The sequence below is a fragment of the Pseudomonas sp. FP2196 genome, from assembly GCF_030687715.1.
Lineage (GTDB): Bacteria > Pseudomonadota > Gammaproteobacteria > Pseudomonadales > Pseudomonadaceae > Aquipseudomonas.
The window spans coordinates 4,560,621-4,585,036 of record NZ_CP117445.1; the positions used below are offsets into that span (position 1 = coordinate 4,560,621).

Annotated in this window: 22 protein-coding genes and 1 pseudogene; 15 read left to right on the forward strand and 8 right to left on the reverse strand. The window is 49.7% G+C overall.

Features of this window, described 5'->3' with window-relative positions:
• The first annotated feature begins 15 nt into the window (after positions 1–15).
• The 4 genes from PSH79_RS20395 (at position 16) to PSH79_RS20410 (ending at position 5,670) form a co-directional block, all read left to right on the forward strand.
• The gene (locus PSH79_RS20395; RefSeq protein ID WP_305439258.1) at positions 16–1,227 is read left to right on the forward strand and encodes an ABC-three component system protein; all 1,212 of its coding nucleotides are present in this window, start codon (positions 16–18) and stop codon (positions 1,225–1,227) included.
• Complete coding sequence (locus PSH79_RS20400) at positions 1,224–1,709, forward strand: three component ABC system middle component (protein WP_305439259.1); 486 nt, start codon at positions 1,224–1,226, stop codon at positions 1,707–1,709. The genes PSH79_RS20395 and PSH79_RS20400 overlap by 4 nt, the downstream gene beginning before the upstream one ends.
• Positions 1,706–3,646, forward strand: coding sequence for a DUF3732 domain-containing protein (locus PSH79_RS20405; RefSeq protein WP_305439260.1), 1,941 nt, complete (start codon positions 1,706–1,708; stop codon positions 3,644–3,646). The genes PSH79_RS20400 and PSH79_RS20405 overlap by 4 nt, the downstream gene beginning before the upstream one ends.
• Positions 3,647–4,737: 1,091 nt before the next feature.
• Positions 4,738–5,670 (forward strand): hypothetical protein, encoded by a 933-nt coding sequence (locus PSH79_RS20410; RefSeq protein WP_305439261.1) that lies wholly within the window; start codon positions 4,738–4,740, stop codon positions 5,668–5,670.
• Between the two features lie 502 nt (positions 5,671–6,172).
• Here PSH79_RS20410 and PSH79_RS20415 read toward each other — a convergent pair.
• The gene (locus PSH79_RS20415; RefSeq protein WP_305439262.1) at positions 6,173–7,516 is read right to left on the reverse strand and encodes a PIN domain-containing protein; all 1,344 of its coding nucleotides are present in this window, start codon (positions 7,514–7,516) and stop codon (positions 6,173–6,175) included.
• 1,225 nt (positions 7,517–8,741) lie between these two features.
• On the opposite strand from PSH79_RS20415, the gene PSH79_RS20420 reads away from it, so the two are divergent.
• The 3 genes from PSH79_RS20420 to PSH79_RS20430 all read left to right on the forward strand — a co-directional run bounded on the left by PSH79_RS20420 (position 8,742) and on the right by PSH79_RS20430 (position 12,731).
• On the forward strand, positions 8,742–10,472 hold the full coding sequence (locus tag PSH79_RS20420; protein ID WP_305439263.1) for an ATP-dependent endonuclease: 1,731 nt from the start codon (positions 8,742–8,744) through the stop codon (positions 10,470–10,472).
• The gene (locus tag PSH79_RS20425; protein ID WP_305439264.1) at positions 10,462–11,877 is read left to right on the forward strand and encodes a UvrD-helicase domain-containing protein; all 1,416 of its coding nucleotides are present in this window, start codon (positions 10,462–10,464) and stop codon (positions 11,875–11,877) included. The genes PSH79_RS20420 and PSH79_RS20425 overlap by 11 nt, the downstream gene beginning before the upstream one ends.
• A gap of 86 nt (positions 11,878–11,963) precedes the next feature.
• Positions 11,964–12,731, forward strand: a complete 768-nt coding sequence (locus PSH79_RS20430; protein ID WP_305439266.1) for a hypothetical protein — start codon at positions 11,964–11,966, stop codon at positions 12,729–12,731.
• Between the two features lie 259 nt (positions 12,732–12,990).
• Here the strand turns inward: PSH79_RS20430 and PSH79_RS20435 are convergent, their stop codons facing one another.
• Positions 12,991–13,398 (reverse strand): hypothetical protein, encoded by a 408-nt coding sequence (locus tag PSH79_RS20435; protein WP_305439267.1) that lies wholly within the window; start codon positions 13,396–13,398, stop codon positions 12,991–12,993.
• A gap of 278 nt (positions 13,399–13,676) precedes the next feature.
• Here PSH79_RS20435 and PSH79_RS20440 point away from each other — a divergent pair, with 278 nt between their 5' ends.
• From PSH79_RS20440 to PSH79_RS20450, 3 genes are all read left to right on the forward strand, one after another.
• Positions 13,677–13,907: a hypothetical protein gene (locus tag PSH79_RS20440; protein WP_305439269.1), complete on the forward strand. Its 231-nt coding sequence runs from the start codon at positions 13,677–13,679 to the stop codon at positions 13,905–13,907.
• A 912-nt stretch (positions 13,908–14,819) separates the two neighbouring features.
• Positions 14,820–15,497 (forward strand): hypothetical protein, encoded by a 678-nt coding sequence (locus tag PSH79_RS20445; protein ID WP_305439271.1) that lies wholly within the window; start codon positions 14,820–14,822, stop codon positions 15,495–15,497.
• Position 15,498: 1 nt separating this feature from the next.
• Positions 15,499–15,897, forward strand: coding sequence for a hypothetical protein (locus PSH79_RS20450; protein ID WP_305439272.1), 399 nt, complete (start codon positions 15,499–15,501; stop codon positions 15,895–15,897).
• A 488-nt stretch (positions 15,898–16,385) separates the two neighbouring features.
• Here PSH79_RS20450 and PSH79_RS20455 read toward each other — a convergent pair whose 3' ends face one another.
• Both PSH79_RS20455 and PSH79_RS20460 read right to left on the reverse strand, forming a co-directional pair.
• Positions 16,386–16,811 carry a hypothetical protein gene (locus PSH79_RS20455; protein ID WP_305439273.1) on the reverse strand — a complete coding sequence of 142 codons (426 nt, stop codon included), beginning with the start codon at positions 16,809–16,811 and terminating at the stop codon, positions 16,386–16,388.
• Between the two features lie 15 nt (positions 16,812–16,826).
• Positions 16,827–17,735 carry a hypothetical protein gene (locus PSH79_RS20460; protein ID WP_305439275.1) on the reverse strand — a complete coding sequence of 303 codons (909 nt, stop codon included), beginning with the start codon at positions 17,733–17,735 and terminating at the stop codon, positions 16,827–16,829.
• A 671-nt stretch (positions 17,736–18,406) separates the two neighbouring features.
• On the opposite strand from PSH79_RS20460, the gene PSH79_RS20465 reads away from it, so the two are divergent.
• Positions 18,407–18,616, forward strand: a complete 210-nt coding sequence (locus tag PSH79_RS20465; RefSeq protein WP_305439277.1) for a hypothetical protein — start codon at positions 18,407–18,409, stop codon at positions 18,614–18,616.
• Positions 18,613–19,089: a hypothetical protein gene (locus tag PSH79_RS20470; RefSeq protein ID WP_305439279.1), complete on the forward strand. Its 477-nt coding sequence runs from the start codon at positions 18,613–18,615 to the stop codon at positions 19,087–19,089. Before PSH79_RS20465 ends, PSH79_RS20470 begins: the two co-directional genes overlap by 4 nt.
• A gap of 75 nt (positions 19,090–19,164) precedes the next feature.
• On the opposite strand, the gene PSH79_RS20475 is transcribed toward PSH79_RS20470, so the two are convergent.
• Together PSH79_RS20475 and PSH79_RS20480 are read right to left on the reverse strand one after the other, a co-directional pair.
• Positions 19,165–19,725 carry a hypothetical protein gene (locus PSH79_RS20475; RefSeq protein ID WP_305439281.1) on the reverse strand — a complete coding sequence of 187 codons (561 nt, stop codon included), beginning with the start codon at positions 19,723–19,725 and terminating at the stop codon, positions 19,165–19,167.
• A 101-nt stretch (positions 19,726–19,826) separates the two neighbouring features.
• On the reverse strand, positions 19,827–20,579 hold the full coding sequence (locus tag PSH79_RS20480; RefSeq protein WP_305439283.1) for a hypothetical protein: 753 nt from the start codon (positions 20,577–20,579) through the stop codon (positions 19,827–19,829).
• A 174-nt stretch (positions 20,580–20,753) separates the two neighbouring features.
• On the opposite strand from PSH79_RS20480, the gene PSH79_RS20485 reads away from it, so the two are divergent.
• Both PSH79_RS20485 and PSH79_RS20490 read left to right on the forward strand, forming a co-directional pair.
• On the forward strand, positions 20,754–21,485 hold the full coding sequence (locus tag PSH79_RS20485; protein ID WP_305439285.1) for a helix-turn-helix domain-containing protein: 732 nt from the start codon (positions 20,754–20,756) through the stop codon (positions 21,483–21,485).
• A 248-nt stretch (positions 21,486–21,733) separates the two neighbouring features.
• The gene (locus tag PSH79_RS20490; RefSeq protein WP_285679249.1) at positions 21,734–21,874 is read left to right on the forward strand and encodes a DUF2256 domain-containing protein; all 141 of its coding nucleotides are present in this window, start codon (positions 21,734–21,736) and stop codon (positions 21,872–21,874) included.
• 45 nt (positions 21,875–21,919) lie between these two features.
• Here PSH79_RS20490 and PSH79_RS28230 read toward each other — a convergent pair.
• Positions 21,920–21,970, reverse strand: a pseudogene (locus PSH79_RS28230) (hypothetical protein); the annotation flags it as partial.
• Positions 21,971–22,236: 266 nt separating this feature from the next.
• On the opposite strand from PSH79_RS28230, the gene PSH79_RS20500 reads away from it, so the two are divergent.
• On the forward strand, positions 22,237–23,163 hold the full coding sequence (locus PSH79_RS20500) for a DUF4238 domain-containing protein (protein ID WP_305439287.1): 927 nt from the start codon (positions 22,237–22,239) through the stop codon (positions 23,161–23,163).
• 477 nt (positions 23,164–23,640) lie between these two features.
• Here the strand turns inward: PSH79_RS20500 and PSH79_RS20505 are convergent, their stop codons facing one another.
• Entirely contained in the window at positions 23,641–24,411 is a 771-nt protein-coding gene (locus PSH79_RS20505) for a hypothetical protein (protein WP_305439288.1), read from the reverse strand.
• Between the last annotated feature and the right edge of the window lie 5 nt (positions 24,412–24,416).

Here is a 24,416-nt window from a genome sequence, read left to right on the forward strand (position 1 = left end):
AGGAGCCAAGGAACGGTGGCCGATTTATCAAGTGGTTCAACGGGGCACGAAGCCGGCGCTTCCGCATTAGGCTTTTATTACCAAGCCCACTACGCCTTGCTGTCGCTGTTACGATATTCCACGGATGAGTCAGCAGTTTCCGTCGAACGACTCGATGACGTGCTACTGGAAGTGAATGGCGAGCACCTGCTTATTCAACTTAAGCATTCTCTCTCTAAACGGCCACCACCCGTCTCGCTGAGCTCAACAGCGTTGTGGAGGACGATCAAGGTGTGGATCGATACGCTACCGAATGTTTCTCTCGCATCGACCAAATTCCATTTGATCGCCGTTGGAGCGATACCAAGCGGATCTCCGCTGCTTTCATTGTGTGAACAAAACACTGATAGGCGTCCGCTTCTCATGGCGATGATAGAGGAGGCAAAACGAGTCGTAGACCTACGTGCTACGTCCAGTAAAAAAATCCTCCCCTTTGCAGATCGCGCGCCAGGATGTGAGGCCTTCTTGGCATTAAGTGATTCGGCTCGTTCCAATCTGCTTAATCAAATCGAGATCTTCCCGAATAGCCCGGATATTACCCGGATCGAATATTTGATAGGGCAACAGCTGAAATTTACACCTGTTGAGTACCGTCCTCGTGTCGTAAAGAGACTCGTCGAGTGGTGGGGCCTTCAGATCGTACATTCTCTGTGCGGTATGAGAGACCGAGCGATCTCGTTTACAGAGCTGCAGCAAATGTTGATGGAAATCGAAAGCGACTTGGTAGAAGACAACTTGTCCTGGGAGTTTGAGGACGCGATGTTCCCCCCAGGCCATTTGCCTCACCGCACCCTTGAGCGGCAGATTTCCTTGGTTAACGGCAGCAAAGTGGACTTGAAACGTTCCACCCGAGATCAATGGCGATCCCATGAGCAACGATCTAGCTGGGTTTCCGATAATCCCGGTATGAAGCTCAAGGTCGCCAGATACGACTCCCGATTGATCGAACACTGGTCTGACTTGCATGAGCAAATGGTGTTGGACTGCGAGAGTCAAGACGAAGCGACTAAGCAAGAAAGTGGTCTTAAACTCCTGAGGTGGACATATGACGACGCTCCAAAGAGTGTGGAGCCCATCTCTACGCCAAGCCGTCATTTCTATATCCGAGGAACCTACCAAACCCTTTCGATAGACCGTCGAGTAGGCTGGCATCCTGACTATATAGATCTTCTGGAGGATGAGTCTTGATAGTCGCTCACGACCTCTATGCTGAAACGAATCCTGCGTTCTGCTCCTACATCCTTGCAACCTTTGCATCGGCCTACGAGCAGGAGAAGTCCAGCGGCCCAGAGATGTTGCTCTGCTATGCAGCACTGCCCATTGCATTATCAGGCGATCTGGAAAAAACGTTCTCCGGGACGAACCGCCTGACCGGGCTTCTCGAGTGGCTACAAAGAAATCCGGTCGTCCAGATTGACCTCCGTGAACGCATCGATAACTCGGCAGAAATCGTCACTGAAGCAATCCAGTTCGGATGTTTTTCGAAGCTCCTGACTATCAATGAACATGGCCTTGTGTCGACAGGGACGAAGTCCACGAACAAGAGCGTGATCAATCGGCTTAGCTCTCCTAATCTGAATGCCTTCAAACGCGCCCGGTCATTGGGATATTGGATGGCAATGGCGGGGAGCACCCGCACGACACTCAACATGATGGGATTGACTGTATGAGTCGCTGGAACATTGCGAGCATCTTTTTCCTTGGGGAAGAAGGCCGACTGAGAACAATCACCCTAGAGCCAGGTGTAAACATCATCACCGGCGCCTCTGGTACTGGAAAATCTACGCTCATCAAGGCTATCGATTACTGCCTGGGATCGAGCGAATGCGAGCTCGCCGCGTATGTACGTCGTCACAGCATCGCTGTTGGAGTCAAATGGATTTCCGATGGCGCTGAAATGATCACGGGCCGCATAGTTCCACCACTCGCTCAGAAGAGTAGCGGGAGCATGTTTGTTAGCACCGGCAGAGATCTGCCACTGCCTCGGACGATAAGTGAGTTCGAAGGCGCTACTACCCTCAAGTCAGCGAAGGCGCTCATTGAGCGAGCCTTTGGAATCGGAGATCTTGCCGGAGACTCGCGTGAAGCTGGCGTGCAGCGCTGGCGTGCGTCAGTGCGCCACGCCACTGCCTATATGTTTGTGACCAAAGAAGTCATCAACAACGAGAAGGCCCTACTCCACGGATTAGATCAGGCAGACGAAGCGAAAGGGATCATTGAAACGATGCCCTATTTTCTTAGGGTTGTGAACGAAGAATCCGTGATTCATGAACGGAAGCTACGTGAACTGCGCCAACGATATGATCGGGAAGAGCGTCGTCAGCGCACTCAGAAAGCGTCCGACAGTGAGTTCAGGACAGTTGCGATGCGTCTTTTGATGGACGCTCAGCGCTGCGGCATGATCAGCGCTCTCCCGGACAGGCAAATTACGGAAGAGGGTCTTAAGGCCACCCTTGATGCAGCTCGAAGAAGCCCTGCAAGTCGCTCGGTCAATCCTGACGAAAGTGAGCTGCCAGCTTTATACGCCGAGCGAAGGAAGCTACTGAGCCTGTTGGACAATCAACGTCGCAAAGTGCGTGCAACTCAAACCGTGCTAACGGAAATGGAAGATTTTAGAGGCACGGTACAGCGCCAATACGAAAAGCTGGAGCTTTCAGAACATATTAGCAAGATGGGTGAAGTGTGTCCGGTATGCGATGCGCCTTCCCTGAAGGGTCGGTTAATTGCAGGTGCTTTGCAGGCCACCCTTCAGATCATCCGCTCAGAAAGCGTTGCTGTCGAAAGCGTAAAGCCCCGACTTGTGGAGCACGACCAAGTGCTTCATGACGAACTCAGAGATATCAATGTCGATCTGAAGGCAGTGAACGAGCGGATTGCAACATGGGTGCGGCAAAACGAAGAAAACAAAAGGTTTGAGTCGGCTTCGACTTACCGGGCGAACCTGCTAGGAAAAATTTCACTCTTTCTTGAGCTCAGCCCTGCTCATCGGGCTGCGGCTGTTAGCCTTGATGTGTTGCGTACTCAGATCGAAGAGCTGGAAGCGAAGGTCGACCATGCTGCCAGGAAGGTGCTCTTGGATAGAGCGCAACGCAAGGTCTCGGAGAGAATGACGAAATCAATCGTTGACCTACCGACTAAAGAGCCATGCTTCGATGTAGACATTGAATTTTATGCACGCCCACCCGAAGTGGCGGTCATTGAACGGGGACAGAATGCCGTCCTGCGAATGATAGACCTAGGCTCCGACGAAAACTGCCTAGCAATTCATGTTGCCCTCACTTTTGCCTTGCAATCGTTCTTCAAAGAAGTAGGAGCGCCAGTACCGGGCTTCTTGGCTTTCGATCAGATAAGCCGCCCCTACTATCCGACTCGTGGTGAAGATGAAACCTTCCTCACAGGTGAAGACGAAGAGATTCTGGCAATGCGCAAGCACATCAATTTCTTATTCAATGAAACGGCGACTCAAGAGGATCTTCAGGTACTATTAATCGAACACGCCTACTTCGCTGATGATCCCCGCTATGTGAGTGCGACAAGGGAACGATGGACTCGCACCTCTGGGAATGCATTGATCCCAATGGACTGGCCGCAGCGATCTGAACAGTGAAAACAGTCGACTGAGTGCTGTTGCAGAATTTTTCCATTACTAACTACAGATAACGCAGAGGCGCTATTGGTACGTGCTTTCGTGAACCGAGCCTTGGCACGCCTGCGTCTGGGCCCTTCGGGCTTCCATCCTGCACGCTGCGCGCCCCGCTTGCCCGTATCGATCCGACATCGCGGCCTACCGTGTACTTGAAAGAAAGTCTTCGGCACCTCCCTACGCTTACGGAGATCATCAGCCATTTTCAGTGCCTCGATTCCGACCTGCAGTCAGTCGACGATAAAGGGTGGCAAGGATGCGAGCGTCTAGCAGCGCATGATGTGGAAGCTCGGGCTGCTCTACGTCGCTAAGGTGATCTACGTTGAGATGCCTGAATAGCTGAATCAAATTGGTTGCGCGATTGGCCACATTTGCTGGCCAACGGTGATTTACGTAGGCCAGCTGGCAAAAGAAATCCCAGTCCCAATCCGGGGCGTCAGAGCAAATCTCGAGCGGGCCTTCAAGGTTACTCAGGAAAGCGAGCAGTGAGGTTTGAGCTTCGACCAGGGGTTGCCCATGTTCAGGTAGGTTGAGCTGAGGCAGGACGTTCTGGATCACGAAGTCACTGCAGTCCTTCGTCTGGTACCCAGCATCGGACGATTTTGCCGTTACCTTGAGTTCTGAACCCTTTCTGCAAAAACCTTGGAATGAAGTGCTGTCGTATCCCTGACATGTCCTGCCCCCTCAGATCTTTACGCATTATGCTGCCTTGGCGATTGCCGTCTAGAACGCTGGCCGGGGCAGGCCTAGGCGGTTTCTTCCTCGGCCTGGAAGACCTCGATAAGCTTCTAATTTCGATATTAAATGTAACTTAGCCGAGCCGAAATTTTTCAAAACTATCCACAGCTATAAGACTTAACCCGCACCACCGCTATTAATAGGCAGTGCACCCTACGGAGACAAGATATCTCTTAGGCCTTGGGCACACCATCATGGCGACTTACTCAAGGCCAAGCATAAGACCTTTTCGGCTTTCCGCCCATTGAACGGTGCACGCAAATATGGCACATTGACATCCACCCGATGTACCAAGCCAACTCACTCAAGGAAGAATTATGCTAAACATGCATATACCCACAATTGAAAATTACTCTGCTGAACACGCTGATTGGTATAAGGGCTTCTCGACCGCATTCAATTTATCACAGTTAAGCAACTATTTATTCTTAAGCTACCTAACTACGCAAGTATCACAAAACGAACACATCCTCGAAAACCAAATGGAGTACGCAATTGGGATAAAGGACTGCAAAAACGAAGAAGAACGCGACGACTTACTAAATAGTATCGATATTCTAGACATGCTTAACCAGATCGTCGCCGACTTCGCATCAACAGACCGCAAACACAACGAAATGTTATTCTATAGAGGCTTATCCATTCACGGATACCATGATAAAAATGTGAAAATCGATTTAAAAGAAATATTAAATTCAACAACGGAAAAAAGCTGGAACAAAGTTATAAGAGGATTAGTTAACGTATTTGAATTCCTATATCTTTTTTCTGTAACAGAAGACCATCTTAAAGTTATTGTAAACCTTGATAATACCAAAAGTGTAATAGGCAAAGCATTGAAGGACAAGCCAGGTATCATCGAGCACTTTGAAACTGATTTCAAGATGCCACGAAATTTTATAATAAAACTGTGGGAATTCTATGTGGAAGTCAGAAACATATATGCTCACAGCTTTGGCTACATTAATGAAAAGGACAAGGAAAACCTTGCCAGAAAACGCGAAGAATTCATCGAGGCATATGATAAGCTTCCTATCGACTGGCATCTTTTTGAGCACGACTTAATGGATGACTTCTTTAATGATGAAAAAATATCCGTAGGAAAGATGTATTTGATCAGCGTGAGCGAGATTTGCATATTTAAAAACTTTGTTCGGATATTCATTCCCCAACTATCACGATGGGAAAAGCGCATATCATTAGAGGCCATCGACGGACAAGCCAAGAACGCTGACATTAAAACATCATAACCTTTGCAAGATGATCCGCCCATCGCAGCCTATACCCAGAATATGATCCAGCGCTCGGATGATTAGCGCTTTGTCAGCATGTTCAAAATTCGGCGCCCCCTTTAGCTTCGCTCTGATGCCCTCGCATTGATTACGAAACGCAGGTTCTGCTCCAGAGCCTGCGATTTTCAACGTCAGCATGCCTTACTCACAGCGCCCTAACCAACCCATCATGTCGTCGGAGCCCGAAGAACAAAGATCCCCATCTTCCTCGAAAATTTTCAATTGACTTCGATTCGGGCGGCGCTTCGTCCCCGACCAGCCAGGCACCATTGCCGACAAATGGTTACCCGTGCCGCTGGCCGTAGCGACATCCCATTCATCACCGAAAATGCGCACACGAGCGCCTGTAGTGCTGAATTATTAGGATATGTCGCTGGCAGCTTACAAGCGTCTTTGATTCTCGCAGCCCGAGCTTGCGTTGAGCGCGACGAGCGCTTCAACCAAGCAACAATCACATCAGTTAAGGCGCTATTACCTGCTCGTGAGATTGGAACGTCGAATAGCCGAACGTTACCTCATCACTATCTGCGCCACGAGAATCGTCAGCGATGCTATAAATCCTCGCAGCCAAAACACCACCTTCTAGGTTTCGAACAAGAAAGACTTCCCCTGTCCTTACCGTATAGCTACGTGAACTGCTGTCGTAGGCGTCAAATGACAATGGTTGGTTACTCTTAGCGTTTTTGACGCGAGCCACTCGTGTTCCAGGGCAACTGTAAATGTGAATGGAATCATCACTTGCCTTGCTGAAACTGATATCGAAATACTGGCCATTTCGAGAATGTATTCTAATCTCGCCGTTTTGCGTGGAGTAATCAAAGGTGATGAACTCAAGTCCCTTATCAGCGATAGCAATTGGCGCCGCCCTTCTAATAGCCTCGGCCTCAGCGGCCTCAACCTCCCGTACATCTTCGACCACTTCCAGTTCTACTCCGACTTGACTGAGCAACTCCGCTAGGTGAAGGATCTGCAAATTTCTCCCGCCTGAAGCCCTGCGGTATTCATCCAAGAGCTCTGGACGAGGATAAACACCCGCGCGGTTGGATCTTACAAACCAGTCGGCTTTCTCTTCCCCTGTAACAAAAATCAGATCTTGCTTATGGTTCTCGCCTATTTCTAAAATCGTGCGCCAAATCAAATAATCGCCGATGCCACCGTCATCCTTGCCTGCATCCTTGTAACCTGGTGGCCTCTTAAGAATACGCCTGGCCTTCCAGTCCTTATCAACTTCTGATCGGTCGATTTTTGTATCGATTACAACGTTCTCTGAAAAGATTTCGTCGTACGCTTGAGTGACTGGATCGTCTCCACGCCAGCCCTTCATACGATCAATCAGCGTCTGCAGTCGCTTCGCATATTCGGAGCCCGCTTTCTTCAATTGCTCAGCAGCATCCAAAGCAGGAGCGGCTTCTACCAACTCTTTAAAGCAGTGGGGAATTCCGCCAACGATATTACGAGCTGAACTGGCTTTGTCCTGGACAGTTTTAAGGATATTCGACAACTCGCCATCTCGGTTGCTCACAAACTCGCGTATCACACGGCCTGGCACTTTGAGTCGCCCGCTTTTGGCTAAGCCCATAAGCGCGTTTTTGATTTCCTTAAACTCTCGCCCGCCTACCTTGTAGGGCACCAGCAACACATTCGTGTCTAATACGACTAGCACGTCCGGGTCATCTGCACTTTTGATTTTGGACGGTTTGAGAAGGTGGCTGGCATCAGGGAAACACTCCTCAAGCGCCCAAGCGGGGAGTGATAAGTCATCGTTCTGGCTATCATTGGATTTGAGATTCTCAGGTTTTCCCACGAATTTCTCCCTGTCTGATTGAGTGCTGCGCATAACTGCGACGAGGCATTCTGCCACTAATGCTGTTTGCCATCAGCTTTTGACTGGAGGAAATCCTACTAACTAATCTTGTGGGTCAGGAATACTTACCATTCGGGTCTAGCAACAGAGTGCTTGCAATTTGCTGCGGCGCTGCTCTGGGTGGTAGCTCTTACCGCACTTCCTAGAGCAGGGCGTCTGTTTTAGAGACTCCCATGGTGGTAACTTACGTCGTCTAATCCCGGTCATTGGCAAAGTGTCGAAATTACGTGCCACCACCGCACTCATAGGTGAGTCATGCCAAAAAATCTAACCGCACGTATTGAGAGTCTTCGCACTGTTACCTTTCAGCGTATAGGAAGGAATTCGCGAGGCAATTTGGAGTACCAGGGGAATGAAAGGGGCGTCTTACCACCGCCCACCAATGAGTCTGGATTTTACTGGCTGTACACTGACTATTCGACGGAAGAGCTCATTGCCTCCCAGAAAGGGTATAAGCAAAAAGCAATAGACTTACCGCTCCTCGCAGGCCTTCATGATGGGCTTTCCAACGTGTGCTCAATCAAACACGAAGGTTTCAGACTGGTGTACAACGGCATCGCCGAGAAGCTTTTTCTTCGCTCCCGAATAAGCCAACATTTCAATGGGGGAAATGGAACCGGTAGCTTGCACATTTCAGACTCGACGCTGAATAACCTTGAACGCTGGCGAGTCTCTTATGTAGCTACGTCCGCGCTTTCCTCGCACCGTGATGCCGACTCACAAACTTACATTGGCTTGCACGCAAAGCACTATGAAAGGATGTGGCGGCTGGAGCACGGCTGGCCCATTTTTTGCTCGATTTGAAAGCAAATTGTTCATCCGAGAGCCCAGTCCAAAACTGGGTACTGCGCCAATAAGCCCAATTCGAGCATCATGGTAAGCACCCGGCATTGTCAACAGGGTAGCGACGCTAAGAAGAGGTGGTGCCCGTTTAGGTGGCTGTGGGATCCGCAGTGAAGCCATGATGCAGAGCCAGAATTATCCGCGCTTGAGTAGGCAACCGCGACCCACCGTTCCACATGCGGTCTTTGCAGCCTCGGGGCACTTGCAACTTATCTGCGCAACATCCTGAACAATTCATATCTCCGCCGAGTGGTGACATGCAGGCACAAGACTATGCTCAGGGAGGCATTAGAACGGATGCTGGGAAGAGAGGCGCAAAACAATGGCAAGGATTCGCAAGCTTGAGATCCAAAACTTTCGATCTATCAGACTTCTCACGTGGACACCTTCTCCAGGCATTAACTGCCTCATAGGCCCAGGTGACAGCGGAAAATCCAGCATTCTAGATGCCATTGATATGTGCTTGGGAGCACGCCGAAGCGTGCCCATCGGGGACACAGACTTTTATGGTTTGAATGTCACCACGCCAATTGTAATCAATACGACCATTGGCGCCCTCCCAGATGATCTGATCAATCTGGACACGTATGGAGATTTCCTGCGCGGATTCGATCCCGCCACAGGCAATATCGAAGACGAACCTAGGATGGGTCTAGAAACCGTTCTAACACTCCGACTGAAAGTCGACAGTGACTTGGAGCCCATTTGGACTCTCCATTCAGAGCGAGCCGCCGAGCAAGGACTGGAGCGTGGTCTCGCGTGGAAGGATCGGGCCCGTCTCGCGCCTGCTCGCATCGGTAGTTTTGCCAGTATGAATCTGTCCTGGAGTCGTAACTCAATATTGAACAAGCTGACGGAGGAGCGCGCTGCGCTCGGTGGAGCGCTAGCCGCAGCGGCCCGAGAAGCTCGAGCAAGCTTTGGGAACCAGGCAGGAGTAGAGCTTCAACAGCCGTTGCATATCGTCACCGAAACCGCAAACAGTCTTGGAGTACCCATCGGTGGTGGTGCTCAGGCACTGCTTGATGCGCACTCTGTATCAATTGGAGATGGCGCCATAGCCTTACACGATGCGGAGGGTATCCCCCTTAGATCGCTTGGTACCGGCTCGTCCCGACTTCTGGTTGCAGGTCTTCAACGGCGAGCAGCTCAAGCGGCTTCCATCGCGCTGGTAGACGAAGTGGAGTTCGGCCTCGAACCACATCGATTGATACGTTTTCTGGACTCAATGGGGGCGAAGGAAAGTGTACCGCCCCTCCAGGTGTTCGTGACAACTCACTCCCCGGTGGCTCTACGAGAGCTATCGGGCAATCAACTTCATATCGTGCGTAAGCGAGGTGATCAGCACGAAGTACGCATGGCAGGAACGTCAAACGACGTCCAGAGCACGCTGAGGGCTGATCCTGAGGCTTTCTTGGCAAAGCATGTGATTGTCTGCGAAGGCGCTAGCGAGGTTGGTCTCGTCCGTGGCCTGGATCTTTATTGGGGAACACAGGGACTACCCTCATTCATGGCGCTGGGAGGAGCCTATGTCGACGTTAACGGCGGCTCTACCGACAACTGCTACAACCGGGGTCTCGCTTTACTCGGACTGGGCTATCGCATCCTAGCCATCGTTGACGCTGACAAACCACCCACCCCAGGGGTTCTACAAAGCTTTCTCGCTGCCGGAGGACGGTCGATAACCTGGGGAGTTGGCCGTGCATTGGAGGATGAGCTTTTTGCCAGCCTGCCCGACGCGGCTTTGGATGCCCTGATCACCAAGGCGCTCGAAGACCCAGGGCAAGAGCTGGTAGCTGAACATGTCCGGTCGAAATCAGAAGGCCGGCTGTCCCTGAACGAAGTGCTTGATAGCCGCCAACAGCTCAACCCTTATCAACCTGAGCAGCGCAGGTTTTTGGGAATCGCCTCGCGGATCAGGAGGAATGGATGGTTCAAGTCGGTGACGTCCTATCAATACGTAGCGAAAGACATCATAGGGCCCCACTTGGCCAACTCAAATGTCGGCTTCCAGCAAATCATCAAAGGGATAAAGGATTGGATTCATGCCGCCTGAGATCCGACTATTCGACTTCCCTCGTGGCTCAGTTACTGCCCCAGCTGGCTGCGGAAAGACCCACCTCATTGCCGATACCCTAGCCGAGCACCGAGAAGCCAAGCCGGTACTCGTGCTCACCCACACCAACGCCGGCGTCGCCGCTTTGCGGAACCGTTTGAAACGGGCAGGAATACCAGGCGCGTCCTATGACATCGGCACTCTGGACGGATTCTGCATTCGTATCATCAGCAAGTTTCCGATGCGAAGCGGGCATAATCCAGCGATTCTTTTGCTGCTGGATCGTCGCAATGACTATCCCGCAATTCGAGCAGCTGCAGGGCAGTTGCTGAGCGCAGGTCACATCAGCGGAGTGTTGAAAGCCACGTACTCTCGCGTGATTGTGGATGAGTACCAAGACTGCAACCAAGCTCAGCACGTGATCGTCGCCTGGCTTGGCCAAGCGCTACCTACCTACGTTCTAGGCGATCCGATGCAGGCGATTTTCGGCTTCGGCGGTAATCGACTGGTCGATTGGAATCATGATGTCCTGCCTCACTTCCCTGCCATAGGGATGCTGAACACTCCATGGCGGTGGCGCCGTGTAGGCAGGGAAGATATCGGCACTTGGTTACTCCAAGCTCGAAGGCTGTTGGAGGCCGGGCACTCAGTCGATTTGCGGGGTGCTCCTGCCGATATCCAGTGGATTCAAACGACGCATGCAAACGCAGATCAGCAACGCCGGAATGCTGCCATGGTGCGGGTGCAGGAAGGGGAAAACGTACTGATTATTGCAGACCCCATTAACGTAAACAGCCGCCATCGACTGACAAGCCAGATACCAGGTGCGACAGTCGTCGAAAACGTGGAGCTGACCGATCTCGTCAGCTTCTCGAGAAACTTCGATCCGGGCGCGGCGGGAGCGTTGGTTCTCTTGGTTCGATTTACTGCAAGCCTAATGACCGGCATCGGCCCAGCTGCCTTGTTACCTAGAATTCAAAGCATCCTAAATGGTAGGAACCGTACTGCGCCCTCCCCGCTTGAACACGCTACAGTCACATATGGTCAAGCGCCGAGCTTAGGAAGTGCCGCTGATCTTCTAGAGCGATATTCGGGACTACCTGAAACCCATTTGTATCGCCCAGAAATGCTGAGATGTTGCGTAGCTGCGTTAAGAATGGCTATGTCAGGAACGCACACCTTCCATCAGGCAGTTCTTCAAATTCGTGACAAGGCCAGATTTACAGGTAGGCCATTAAACCGTCGAGCTGTAGGCAGCACATTATTGCTGAAAGGGCTTGAGGCGGATGTAGCGGTGATCCTTGAACCTCAAGGGATGGATGCTCACCACCTCTACGTCGCGTTGACGCGAGGAGCCAAAAAAATTCTGATTTGCTCGGGCACACCTATTCTGCAGCCGGCCTGAACTGCAAAGACAACGCAGTGGTACCAGTTCCGGATTGATGAGCTTCCGCTTTGCTGAGAAAATCAGGTCTTTGATATGGAAATCTTATGCGCACCGCTCTACATCGAATCACACGCCAAGTTCTGACCGCTGCTCGGTATGAAGAAATTTATGGTAAGCCCATCGACGGGGAAGGTAATGAGCGGCACCGTGATTACGCGCTATGCGATATCTGTGACCAGGACGTGTACCTTCGCGCTGAGCATAGCCAGCACCGCATCCCTAATTTTAGCCACCTAGGCAACAGCAGCTTCTGTCCTGCAAAAGACTTCAACGCTGAGGCATATCGACGGCTCAATCCGGTCGACGCTGACCCGCAAGCAGCACTCGCACTTAAAAACGCATTTTTCAAGACTTGGAAGTTTCACTGGGTGGAGTTTAACCGGATCATTAAGTACGCCTCGATTTACGACTTCAGCAAGATACTCAAATATGCTAGCCGCCATGGCATGTGGGGTTACCGGGGCATGCGCGTTCAAGATGTGCTGGCTGTGCTGCTGACCCTCATGGACTTCATGCCCTTGCCGAAAGATAAGCGCTATCTTCGGGATTACGGCTTCAGATTTTTCTATAAGGGTAGCGTTTCGAATACAAATGAGTATTGGAATCTGCCTGAGGGACGCCGGAATCTCATGCAGGTGAAATATGAGTTTCCTGGGAAAACAAGAACGTTCCAAGAGATAAACATTTCTTCAAAAAATGACGTAATTTTTGATCCTAAATATTTGACTGGTATTTACGCTGAGCCACCGCCTGTGAATTCATTCGTGGAGGAATTCATGGCGAAAGAGTTTCCGAACCTTTCCGGCCTCTAATTGGAGAGATTCCTCGACGTAACGAGCGGTACCTCTCAGCATAGGACTGGGCTGATATGGTGGTGTGGCGCCAGCTGCCCTACATACTGCTCCAACCTCGCGTTAACAATGAGTTCGTAGCAATGGAGGTATCGATGGAAAGAAAGGAGGTCGCGTTGGCAGAGGTCAACTTGTTTCTGATGCACCTGGAGCAACGAGCGCTGATCTGCTATCGCAGTACACCTTGCCTTCGTCGTCTTGTCCCACTTCCGTGACCCGCTCAGTCTGTTCTATGCGTGTATCTGGAAGCCCTATGCTGCTTTAGGTGCCGCATCTCTGCGTCCCAACCATCCAGGAACTTATCCCAGTCTGCAGCGTAATGCCCATCAACCAACCTGGTCGACCCGATGCTTGCCTGGTAGAAACGCTCTCTCCAGGGTTGCGGAATAGTCTGCTCCAAAATGATGTCGATTCCGATGTTATGGCGTATCACCGAGACAGAATTACGAACCTCAACGAGTTCGAGTGGTTTATCGCTACAGGAGGTGTCTTTTCGCTCTTGGTCATCGAGATCATCGAGGATGGTAAGGAGGTCGGATGCATTGGGATCACCAGGGTGGAGGTTGGTAAGCGCCCAAAGAGCCTTTCGCCTATTCCTCTCAAGTTCGCGGAGTTTATCGCCGGTCATTTCAGCTTCCTGCAGATTGGTTGGAGCTGGTTGACGATTAGGGCGTGGCGCCGTAGACGCAGGGCTGTCGTGAACCTAGCCATGGCAGGCCATGTCTCGGCCCTTCGGGCGGACATCCCGCACGCCTGCGCGCTCCGCTTGCCGAAGCTCTCCTGGTTTGAATTTTCAGAATCCAGGATAGCTTCAGTCCGCTACTTCGGTTATCTGATTCCTTTTGTGCTCGTGGCTAGGTGTAGCCTCGGACAAGGGTAAGCCTGCCAGCGTCTAAGGAAACATCAATGACTGAAATTCCACGTGTACCAGGAAGAGCCTACCAAATGGCTCGTGATCCTGAACGCTTGCTCATCGAAGAACGAGCCGAAGCTCTCTCACTATTAGGCTATCCATTGCTATTGGACGACGATCCGGCTATGCATGCTGAGCAGAGGCTCAAAGAGGCCAAGGATGCTGCTCGTTTAGCGCAGGTTGGTGCCGCTCATGAACACTTGACTACTGAGAAGGATGCGTAAGCCCAGATGGACGGCGTTGGTCGTTCGATTCGGGAGATCGGTTCGGTACAGATCCCATTGCGTTGTTATCTGTGTGGAACACCACACGCTTGAGCGTCTTCTGAAGGAACTATAGGGCAGCGACGGCCTAGCGTGCCCCTACGGAGACGGGCTGTCGTGAACCAAGACTCGCCGTTGCCGAGTCTTGGCCCTGTGGGCTTCCATCCTCCCGTCTGCGCGCTCCGCTTGCACTGACCCCGTGTCACCTATCCACGAGTAAATAGCCCAAAGCCTCGTCGTAATCCAGACGCAGTGATTGGATGAAAGTGAGTCGTGCATAGCCTCGCATGTGGATTCGCGATGTATGGGATACCTAATGGATGTCCTCACCAGGTCAGTGGCGAATGCTTCGGACGCTCTGATCCGAGCGATGGCCTACCCATGCCCGTGCTAATTGAAGAATCTGGAAATATCGAAGGGTGCAGCTTTGGTGCGTTCTTCAAATTCTATCGCATGAACGTAGAAAATTTAAATGTTGATCGCCAAGCAAAATTCTTGAAATGAATCCGAAAGAACTCCATGGTTCGCTTAAATCGCTTGAGTAACTCGCCTCAAAAAATTCATCCGGATCTACCCCTTGGACATTGGAAGCAGGATCGGACATCACCCAATTAAAAGCCGTCGATGACCTAAACAGATTTTTTCATGCTTTCAATTTTTCACTAGGCTGATGGATTTTCCTAGGCTGGTGACAGGCATGAATGGCTGAACAAACTGTCTTGGTTTGCAAAGCAAACGTTAATAGCTAAGCTTTATCAGCAGGCATGTCAGTATGGTTTGTCAGCTGAGATTCTAAAGGCGTGGTCAGAAATAATGCGGCTTCTGCCGGTTTCGGCATATTGAGGGTCGCTCAGCCATTCAAGGGGCTCTGATATGTCCAACACCGATCAAGACGCTGCTGTAGAGCCAGCCACTGCATCCGTCCCATCCCCCCCTACTGTCACTGCGTCTCTCCCAGTAAATGACGAAGTCGTTGATAAACGGATGCATATTTTTCACTGGTCTGCGTGGCAAGCCGGAATGTGGAAAGGCGTAGGCATCGCCCTTGGAATCGCAGGCCTTCTGCTCATCGGGTTGGTTGCCACTTCCATCTTTAGAACGACTTCGATCATTGATGCCAACAGTGGTGATGACCTAGCGTTCACTTTTTCCGGCCTTGGATTAATCAACAATACGCTCCTGCGATTGCTGGCCATGCTGATAGGTGCCGGGATTATCTTCGGTGGCTTGGCAGTTTCCTTCTTTTCGAGCAGTGACTCACATAGAATTTCTCTTCAGGCTATACCGGCTGCTGGTGAATCATTTAAAGCACTGGTGGCAACCCATACTCCAGGTATTGTTGGAATCTTTATGGGCGGCATCATCATTGTCGCCGCGTTATTTGCTCGATCTACACATGACTACACGTCGCCTGAGCGTATCAAAATCACTTCAGGAAGTGCGCAACCAAAAGAAGCACAGACCAACTCACCGCCACCTATTTTACTGCCGACATCATCGGAACTACGAAAACAATACAACGAGTCTTTGGAAGCAGTTGGGAAGCCTTAAAATGAAAGCTATTACACTGATGCTTGCGCTATTGCTAGGGCTTCTTTCATTCACCACAATGGCCGAGGCTGGCGACAACCAGGATTGTGCTACTGCAGATGAGGACGCCCAAGAAGCCTACGACAAAACTAAAGATGCTTTTTATTCTGGAAATAAAGATAAAGCTAATTGGCAGAGCAAAGCGTTTTTTGAAGTATATGAGCGAAACAGAAATTGCCCGTTCATTAAGGTGCTCGCCGACAACCTAAAAAAAATAGGAATAAACAAAACAAGCGTTGCATCAAGTCAAAAAAATATTAATGTTAGAGATATATGGAACGAATGCCAACCTCAATGCGAGTTTGAGATGACTAAAGGAGGCGGTTCTACTAGCACAGGAATGGGCGCCCGTGGTGAATGACAGTCGTGCTTACTCGGGAGTTCCGATGAGTATCAACAGAGATTTTTTCTTCGACCATATCCGTGAATCCCTATTCAAGGGTTCACTCCGCCAAAGCCAACTTGATGGAATAAGCGCGATCCTCGACAAATGGGAAGCGGAGTCTTCGGAAGACGATGATAGGTGGCTGGCCGAACAATGCAGCCGGTGCGTGAGACTTTTGCTGTAACGGACGACGACGCAATCAAGCGACTTGAAATGGCTTGGTCTACCAGCAGACTGCCGTAGGTCAAAACGCGCTACTTCTGGTCAGCCTCAAAAGTTCGCTGCGTTCAGGAAGATAATCCCTCATCAGCACTCCGGTATGTCGGAACATTTATAGGAAAATATCTGGAACGGCGCTAATAAAGTTTAGTAATTGATTCTGGTATGTTTGCGAGTTGAGCAATGATACCTGATGTTACTGTCATCCCTTTCCCAGAATGAACTAGGAAAGGGATTTCCTGGTCTTAACCGCCAGCAAGAACATTCACATCATCGTACAGTTCTTTCACAAGCGCCGGAATGACAGACAGGCTAGTAATCTTTGGGTCAGGGACAGCCACTACAACACCAATAGCGACAAGGTCGGCAATAATCTCTATAATTTTGCCCACTATAGTTATATTGCTTATCGCATTGGCAGCTGCTTCGACTGCGCTCTCTAGATCATCTACAGAAGAATGTAAGTCGGTAGGCATTGCTATAAAACCCATTTTTTGAAACTCTTGGGCAATTTTGATTAACGGCTTGCTTCCTTGGTAGAGATCAGATAGTTCTGCCGAAGAAAGCGTGGTTAATGGGTTTTGCAGCTCCTGATTTACAATTACGTAAACAGCTAGATATTGATTGGCTAGGTTAAAGTATTCTTTTGCAGTCAATATTTTGTTAGGCATGATACATACCTCTAATTAGTTTTTGAATGCCGCCTTGTATTCCTCGCGAGCTTTTGATATTTCTTTTTTTGCCGCTTTAAGCTCTTCTACCAATCGTTTGAATGAGTCGGTGTTGAATGAATTCAATTCCGTTGCCATTTTGTGATGCATCTCACCCACCTTACGCAAAGCCGCGTCGTATGCAGCAATTGCTTCAGCTTTATTATCGTAGATCTCGACTATGGAGCGCTTATCTTTTTCCCACTGAAAGGCGCTAGTAAAGTTTGCTGGTATCGGATATTGACGGGTAGTCTCGTCGTACCAGCTCAGCACGCTGTATTTTTCAGCGGTTATGAACATGGAAACACTGCCTAGGGAGGTGGCCAATATACTGGTCAGCTGTTGGATTGACTCATCATTTTCGATAATTAATTCTTTTAACTTATAGTGCCTATACGCACTTAATGGTAGTTTAACCAGCTTCAAAATAGAACCGTAGGCCGCGTTAGCTTTTTTCTTCTCATCCGTGACTAAAGGCAGCGCATCAAGATTAGTGACTAGCCCATTTACTTGCTTGGAAACATCTACCAAATCATCATCTGCCAATGCGCCCAGCTTGGTCATATAAGCGGCCAGTAGTGCGTGAAGTGATTTCACTGCTTCAATTTGAGGCTTTGTGAGCGATGAGTCGGGGCCAGCAGGGCCTTCTGCCTTGATACCGTTTTTTGGGGGGAGCCGATTCAGAATTGCGTCAAATCTCTTGGAACGTTCTCCCCAGCCCACCCAATAATCAACAGCTTGTGGTGCTGCAGCCAGTGCGGCGGATTGATTGGAGAAATCTCGTACTTCTTCAAGGTTAGCGCATCCTTGAAGAATAAGCAGAGCGACCAGTGTTCCACTTAACTTAACAGCCAAATTCCATCGTTGAACCAAAAATCTGCGCATAGCAGTATTCCTCTGATAGGCTCTTTGGACAACCAAGTGTCGGTATTCTCAATATTGATACAGTTACAGTTAAAGGTGGCACTATTTCACCATCGTCTCTCTCGCGCGCAAAGCCCGCTTCAATAGTACGGCTGATATAGATTTATAAGCTCTTGAGTTTGCGTCATAACAACAGTAGTACCAAGTCGGCATGTCGTCCAGTAGACGATGGAGCATTTTCTAATGTTCGTTAAAAATCCGATTTTGTGGAATTCTATAGTTTTTCTGCTAATTTATCTTTGATGCTGGGGCCGCCTAAACGGCATAGCACCTATCGCCAAATAGCTTAATAGATCGTTGTTAAATTTTTATCGATTTGTTTTTTAATTCCCTATCCATGAGCCATGTATAACTTCGTCTTTATTCAGATCATAAGAAACCTTCAATTGAGCCTGAGCATGAGCTTAGTGCTTGGTGACCCTCATCTATCTGGCACCGCACTCTTAAACTCAAAGCACTGTCCCTATGGGATTACCTCCCCTAGTGGGGCTTGCGGCCTTTGGAGACTATCAAGATGCCATGGCCAGCGATGAACCCTTTCCGTCCATGCGCGGATTGGAGTGGGTACTAGCTGCTCCCACTCAGAATCCACCTGTTGCTATGCTGTTGTTCCCAACATGGAGGTGAACCAAATGCAGGCTGAGTATTCGCTATCAGATGTCCTGGAAAGGATGTACCAAAACCAACTCGCCCTTGAGGCTGCTCTCATGGAGCTGACCCTCCAGGTCGAAGCCCAGGGGCATGCGGAGGTCGGGGACAACGTTCGTGGCGCGCTCTACACAATTGGTGAGAACGCTGGTCATATCAAACAGGGTCTAGCCCGGCTCAAAAAGCTCCCATGAGGCAGCCACTGTTCGATTTTGATCTCAAACGCGTCTCACGCGAGCACTACATCACGGGTAAAGCCGCCATCAATTTTCCGCACGCTGGGAGTACAACGGGTGGATGGCATTTTATGTCGTACTTCGACCGAGAAGCGGGTGTGGCGAAGGTATCGTTGGCAGGCATCCATTATCCGGACACTTCTGATTTTTTTGGGAATTCGGGAATCCTTGACGTAACCCTCCAACTGGCAGAGCGCGGATGGCCAGTGGAGGGAGCCACTATCTTCATTGCGGATCATTACAGAGCTGCGGCGGACATGGTTGTGAAATGGGCCCTGAGTGAGTCCAGGCACTGCAATGTTGAGGTCGCTGAATGGTTTCCCTCACCAGAGGGCAGGCAAGAGCTACTCATGCTTTTAGAGTTAGGAAAACCGAAGCTTCTCGAAATGGGCAGACTGAAAAAAATGGAAGCCTGGCTAATCTCGCATTGATGTCAGCGTCGCCCTTATTTTCTAGCCGTATTCAGCTCCCGGCTCAGCCGTGAATGCCACCTTGAATTTCGTCACTTAGCTCTCAAGTGCTTGCTTGGACAAACCGTCCAGAATCCCCAGAATCTGAGCATCGTTGAGAGCAAATTTGGGCACAAACTCCATGCCGACCGGCAAACTGTCGTGGGGACACATCAGTGCTCCCTTGTTCTCACCGAACTGCTGGCTGATGAAGGTTTTGAGGTTGCTTGGCGTTTTAGTGGCGTAGGCGCTTCGGAAGATCGACAGGTCGCAGAGGATACCTGCGAGCATTACCCAGGCGTGACCGTCCCACTTGGCTTCCACGAACTCTCCCTCATAGGTCGCCCCTGGAATGTTCCCTCGACATTCAAAAGCGTACTGGCCGTTAATCAACAGGTCTCCGAGGACGACAACGGCGGGTATACCTTTAGATTTGAGAATGGCAGTAAAGCCAGCACTGACCATGACGCAAGAACCAAACGATGGAGGGATCGAATCGAGCGTTTGCCTCGCAGCGCTAACGATTACATCAGGATCAGTAATTTGAAACTCCGAGTAATCGGTATAGGCCTGCGCGCCCCGGTCGCGGGTAATAATGTCTACTAGACTTGAAGGCACAAAGGATCCCTTGAGTATTTATTCGACCTTGCTGATCATTTGGATTCGTTCTGACCAACCATTGCTTAAGATTTAAACGGGAAAGAACTCTCTGCCGGAGGCTAGAAAGGATTGGAGCCAGCGTCTACCTCGCGTTGACGTTTTCGCTCAAGATAACGCTTATACAAGATGTTCTCCCCTTGATCCTCTAGCCACTTCACGAATGCAGAGACCTGTGAAACAGCGTGCAGAAATTTCTCGGTAGTGATGTGAATGTGGGGGCGATATAGCCATTGCCGACTCTCGTCATCTGCCTCCTCAATCAAGTTTTTCTCTCGATCACTCACGAAAAATGGGCTTGGCATCTTCTGGAGCGCGTCGTCAGAATATCGAGATGTTTCGAAGATCAGGGAGTCGGGATGTTGGATGCTATTCCTCGCCAGCACGAGTTCTTCAATCAAAGCGAAATCGAATGGGCCATCCTCAAACCGGTCTGAACCATGAGCCAGGTAGAATGCTCTGTAGCCATTTGGCCATCCGCCATTTTTGAATTCTGATTTGAGTGAAGGCCCTGGAGCAGGCCCAAGCTGACGCTCCCACTCTTTTAAATATAAGTGTAGTGACGCAGCAATCATTGATAAGCATGCGCTACCCAGCACCTGCACTGATGAATCAGCTTCTAGCCATTCATTCAAATATGCAGGTTCCCCATCTTCGCTATAGGGCGGGATGAAGGGGGCTTCTTCGTTCTCAATTTTCCTTTTGCGGTCGTCAAACGGGCTCGTCCCATTCAGATAAAGCTGCTTGATAAAAGCCAGCCGCTGTTCAAGGAAGTACCGAATGTCCATTTCGTTGTCCTGGTAGGTAATTGTCATTCCCCTGCCTGGACTAGGATCATGGGTTCGGACGACGTTATCACGACTAAGCTGAGCGGAGAGGTGCACGTGTCTGTAGCCAGCTTCAATTCATCGTAACCTCAGCAGAGCATCAGGCCTTGTCGGTTCTCTGTCGGGCTCCTGTCGTGTTGTGTCATCAGCAGCTTCTTCATCATGAGCCGCACCTACCCTGTGATGGAGCTTAAAATGAATACAAACACCTCGTTTAGCCAACCTCGCGTGTTGAGTCTCAAAGAGTTCGCCGCTCTCATCCGCAAAATGCGGGAGGTTTTTCAATGGTCACAGGAGACTCTGGCCGAACTTGCAGGCTTGAACGTACGGACTGTACAACGAGTTGAGAATGCCAAGTCGGCAAGCGCTGATACTCGGCGTGCGCTCGCTGCTGCTTTTGAGGTCGAAGATATCGACGCTTTCAACAAGCCCTTCGACATCCCCACGGAAGAGGAATTGAGAGTAGAAAAAGCCCGTCTTGAACGCGACTACATCACCTTGCCGGCACATCCTCTGTCGACTGGACACCAACTCGCTAAGCTTGCAGAAAGCTCCACAGTGGATATTTCCCAACCTGGATTTGAAATGCAGCGTGATGCCCACGAGGTCTTCGCGTCCCTCGTGGACTATTTTCGCGACTATAGAGACTGCGCCAGCGATTACTCAGAAAGCGCCAAATTTGCTGTGTACGACGAGATGCAGAAAGTCATCGATGAACTACAAGGACTTGAGGTATCGATTCAATATGCGACTCGCAAGGTACATCTGAAGGTGTCTGGCGAGCAGTTAGATGCGAGTCCCTTGACTGTCCAGATGTCGTATTTGATTGCTTTCGAACGAGGTAAGACACCAGGCGAATTTGCGGTGCAGAAAGAACTGGATTTTCCATTCTGACCGAAACTGTCACGGGAAAGGATGCTTAATCAACGCCATGCGACAGTTCGAGCGGGATGATGTCCTTCGGGCTGCAGCGGGGACACAGATGCCTTGCTTAGATTGCAAAAGCACAAGGACATTCTGAATGTGGAATGCCCTGAAGCGCAGAGTAGCGTTGCAGAGCGCCACGCCGTTGTGGTCTAACCATGAGGCATGAAGCAACGCTGCCAAAATGCTCTCCACATTTTAGAAGAAGGTGCGTCGTTTTGAAAAAGAGTCAGCTCCCAGTCAAAACCTGCATGACCTGCGGCCTTCCCTTCACATGGAGGAAAAAGTGGGCACGCTGCTGGGGAGATGTACGTTACTGCTCGGAGCGCTGCCGACGCAGTAAACTTGCTAAATGCTGAGCCCAAAAAAGGGCCATCCCAAGCTCTTTTGTACTCAAACCAAAATCACTTGGCTAACCAAAATTCGACGGTCGCTGCACCGTTCTTCGCCTTCCAAGCTTTAAGCGTTTTGTGATTGCCGTCTTTGGTTTAGACCACTTCGCCGGCGTGGTTTTTTGTAGATCCTCAAACACCCGTGGTCACGTCCGGATACGGGATCGCGGCCTCGCCGGTAATGTAGTGCTCACGAGTAACCCGAGAGAGTTTGAGGTCGTACAGGGGCTGAGTCATTCCGGCAACCTATCACCGAGCCTACGGCCAAGCAACGCGGTTTGACTCCAAACCGGGCCGCAGACAAGATGCCTTCAGGACAAGGAGCGAAGATGGACATCAAGCGTGGCAATCACTACATTTGGGCGCATTACCTCCGTGGCTGGTCGCATAACCAGAGAGACGTCTTCCACAGAACAAAAAAGGGAAACATCCAGGCCGTGAGCACGAAGGGTCTGGCTCGTGAATACGAGTTCTATAAGCTGACCCCGCTAGACAATATCGATGTTGATTTTCTTGAATATTGGATCAGCCTGTGCGCACCGGCAACACAGCCTCTTCATTATGGCTTTTTGAAAAGGATGATTGTCTACTCGTGCGTTCTCGGCGTACTTGATCCTATCAAAGATAAAGCCAAGCGCGATGAGATCACATTCAACACAATCGAAGAACTACACACGACGATTGAAAATGACGTTAGGCCGACGCTTGATGCGTTAAGAGCTGGCAATTTTTCATCTTTGCATGAAGAAAATGCGCTGAACAACTTGATCAGCTATATGGGGCACCAGTTCTCGCGAACAAAAACTTTCCGTAACATTGTTGACTCATCGGCTCGCTCAGATAATGAGGTGATCAACAACTTGATCAAAAAAAACAACTGGTTCATGGCGATCCTTGTGGGAGTCAACATGGGCTACAGCACGGCCATGTACTACGAGACGAAAAACGTGGTGTGGCTCATCAACAGCACGGATACCCGATTCATTACGAGTGACAACCCAGTTATCAATGTCCATCCCTCTGTGCTCAATCGAAAACCTAACGGCATACCTCCTTTACATACGGATCTGTATTTCCCAATCTCCCCAACTCTTGCCTACATGGTAAATGACTCAGACTACTGGGGTAATGGAAAAGTAGAGGCAACTAACGAGACTGTCGTAGCGCTCAACAGACAGATGCTTATCAGGTGTGATGAAACAGTATATGGGGACAGTATGGAAATTATAAAACAGACAAAACTTCCGAAAGCATAGAGGCCCTCCAGAGCCTTCTTTTTTGCCAAAGGTTTGTTAGCAAAGAAACTGCGAAAACTATTTAATTTATTAGCAAGATTGATTACCGTGAGACACACCTGAGCTCATACGGCAATATCAGTCTTTGCGACTGGAGTGACACCGAAAATCCTATCGTTAAACTTGAGCTTAATATCATCGACAATGCGTAATATAAAGAAGCTACCATTCAGCTAGGTTTATGACTGGAGAAAAAATAATGAAGCTCTTCTTTCGCTGACCAAAAATACGAGCTGAAATAGAAGAAGAGCAGTTCATCTCCCGCTAGCTCCCTCAAAACCCTCCAAGTGTCCGCTGGAGGATGTATGAACATCAATCTGGAAGAACTCCACGACCAGATCATTGAGAGCAGAGAGCGCTTCAAAGACCTGGTGCGCCGGGATCGGCATTGAGAGGTTTTACAACAAATCTGAATGTCTGCCCCCCTACCCTCATTGATTAACCAGTAGTTGAGCGTAACTTACTCGGAGAGTAATTTCCTTTCCAGTACCGAATCTCATCTACCAAAGGCCAATAACGTCCTCGCATGCGCTCTATATGATTGACGGATTCTTCATAGAGCTTGGCATAGCCAATCGCGCTCCCGTACCTAGCATGGTCATCATACAACATATCTTCAGGTGTTAAAAAGTCATGTCTAGGTCTTTCCTTAACCATACTGGCTAGATCACGAGCTTTAGCGGTAATCTTGATCCAAGACATAGAGCATCTCGGAGATATGGAGGCTGCCATTACCGTCCCTTGCTCCAATGCATTCAAAATATTATCTGCATGTAGCGCGGTAGAGTAAAGGCTACTGTAGTCAGCTTCATCCTGAGCCATAGAAATCACTCTGTCGAGATAAGCCTTTTCTAGACACTCTAGGCTATGATCGTATAATGCAGCAGAAGAGTAACTTCCGAGTTTATTTTCATAGCTAAGCACTATTGAGGCAAGCAGATTTTCAAGTATGAGCTTGATTTCTCGCGCTCTCTTTCTAGCGGGAATAAACTCTATGAACACATAGAAAATATACGCCGCCACTATACTTGAAAGAACATTACTTGTGATATCTTCAAAATTTTTTGATGCTAGAAAATCCACGACCAGCGAGTTAGCCATCTCTGGCGGAGGCTGAATCTTTATCTTGACAACAAGAAGCATCAGGAACGAAGCTGCGGCTCCTAGATGAATCTTACAATCCTGTATGAACGTTATTAATCGAATCATTAGAA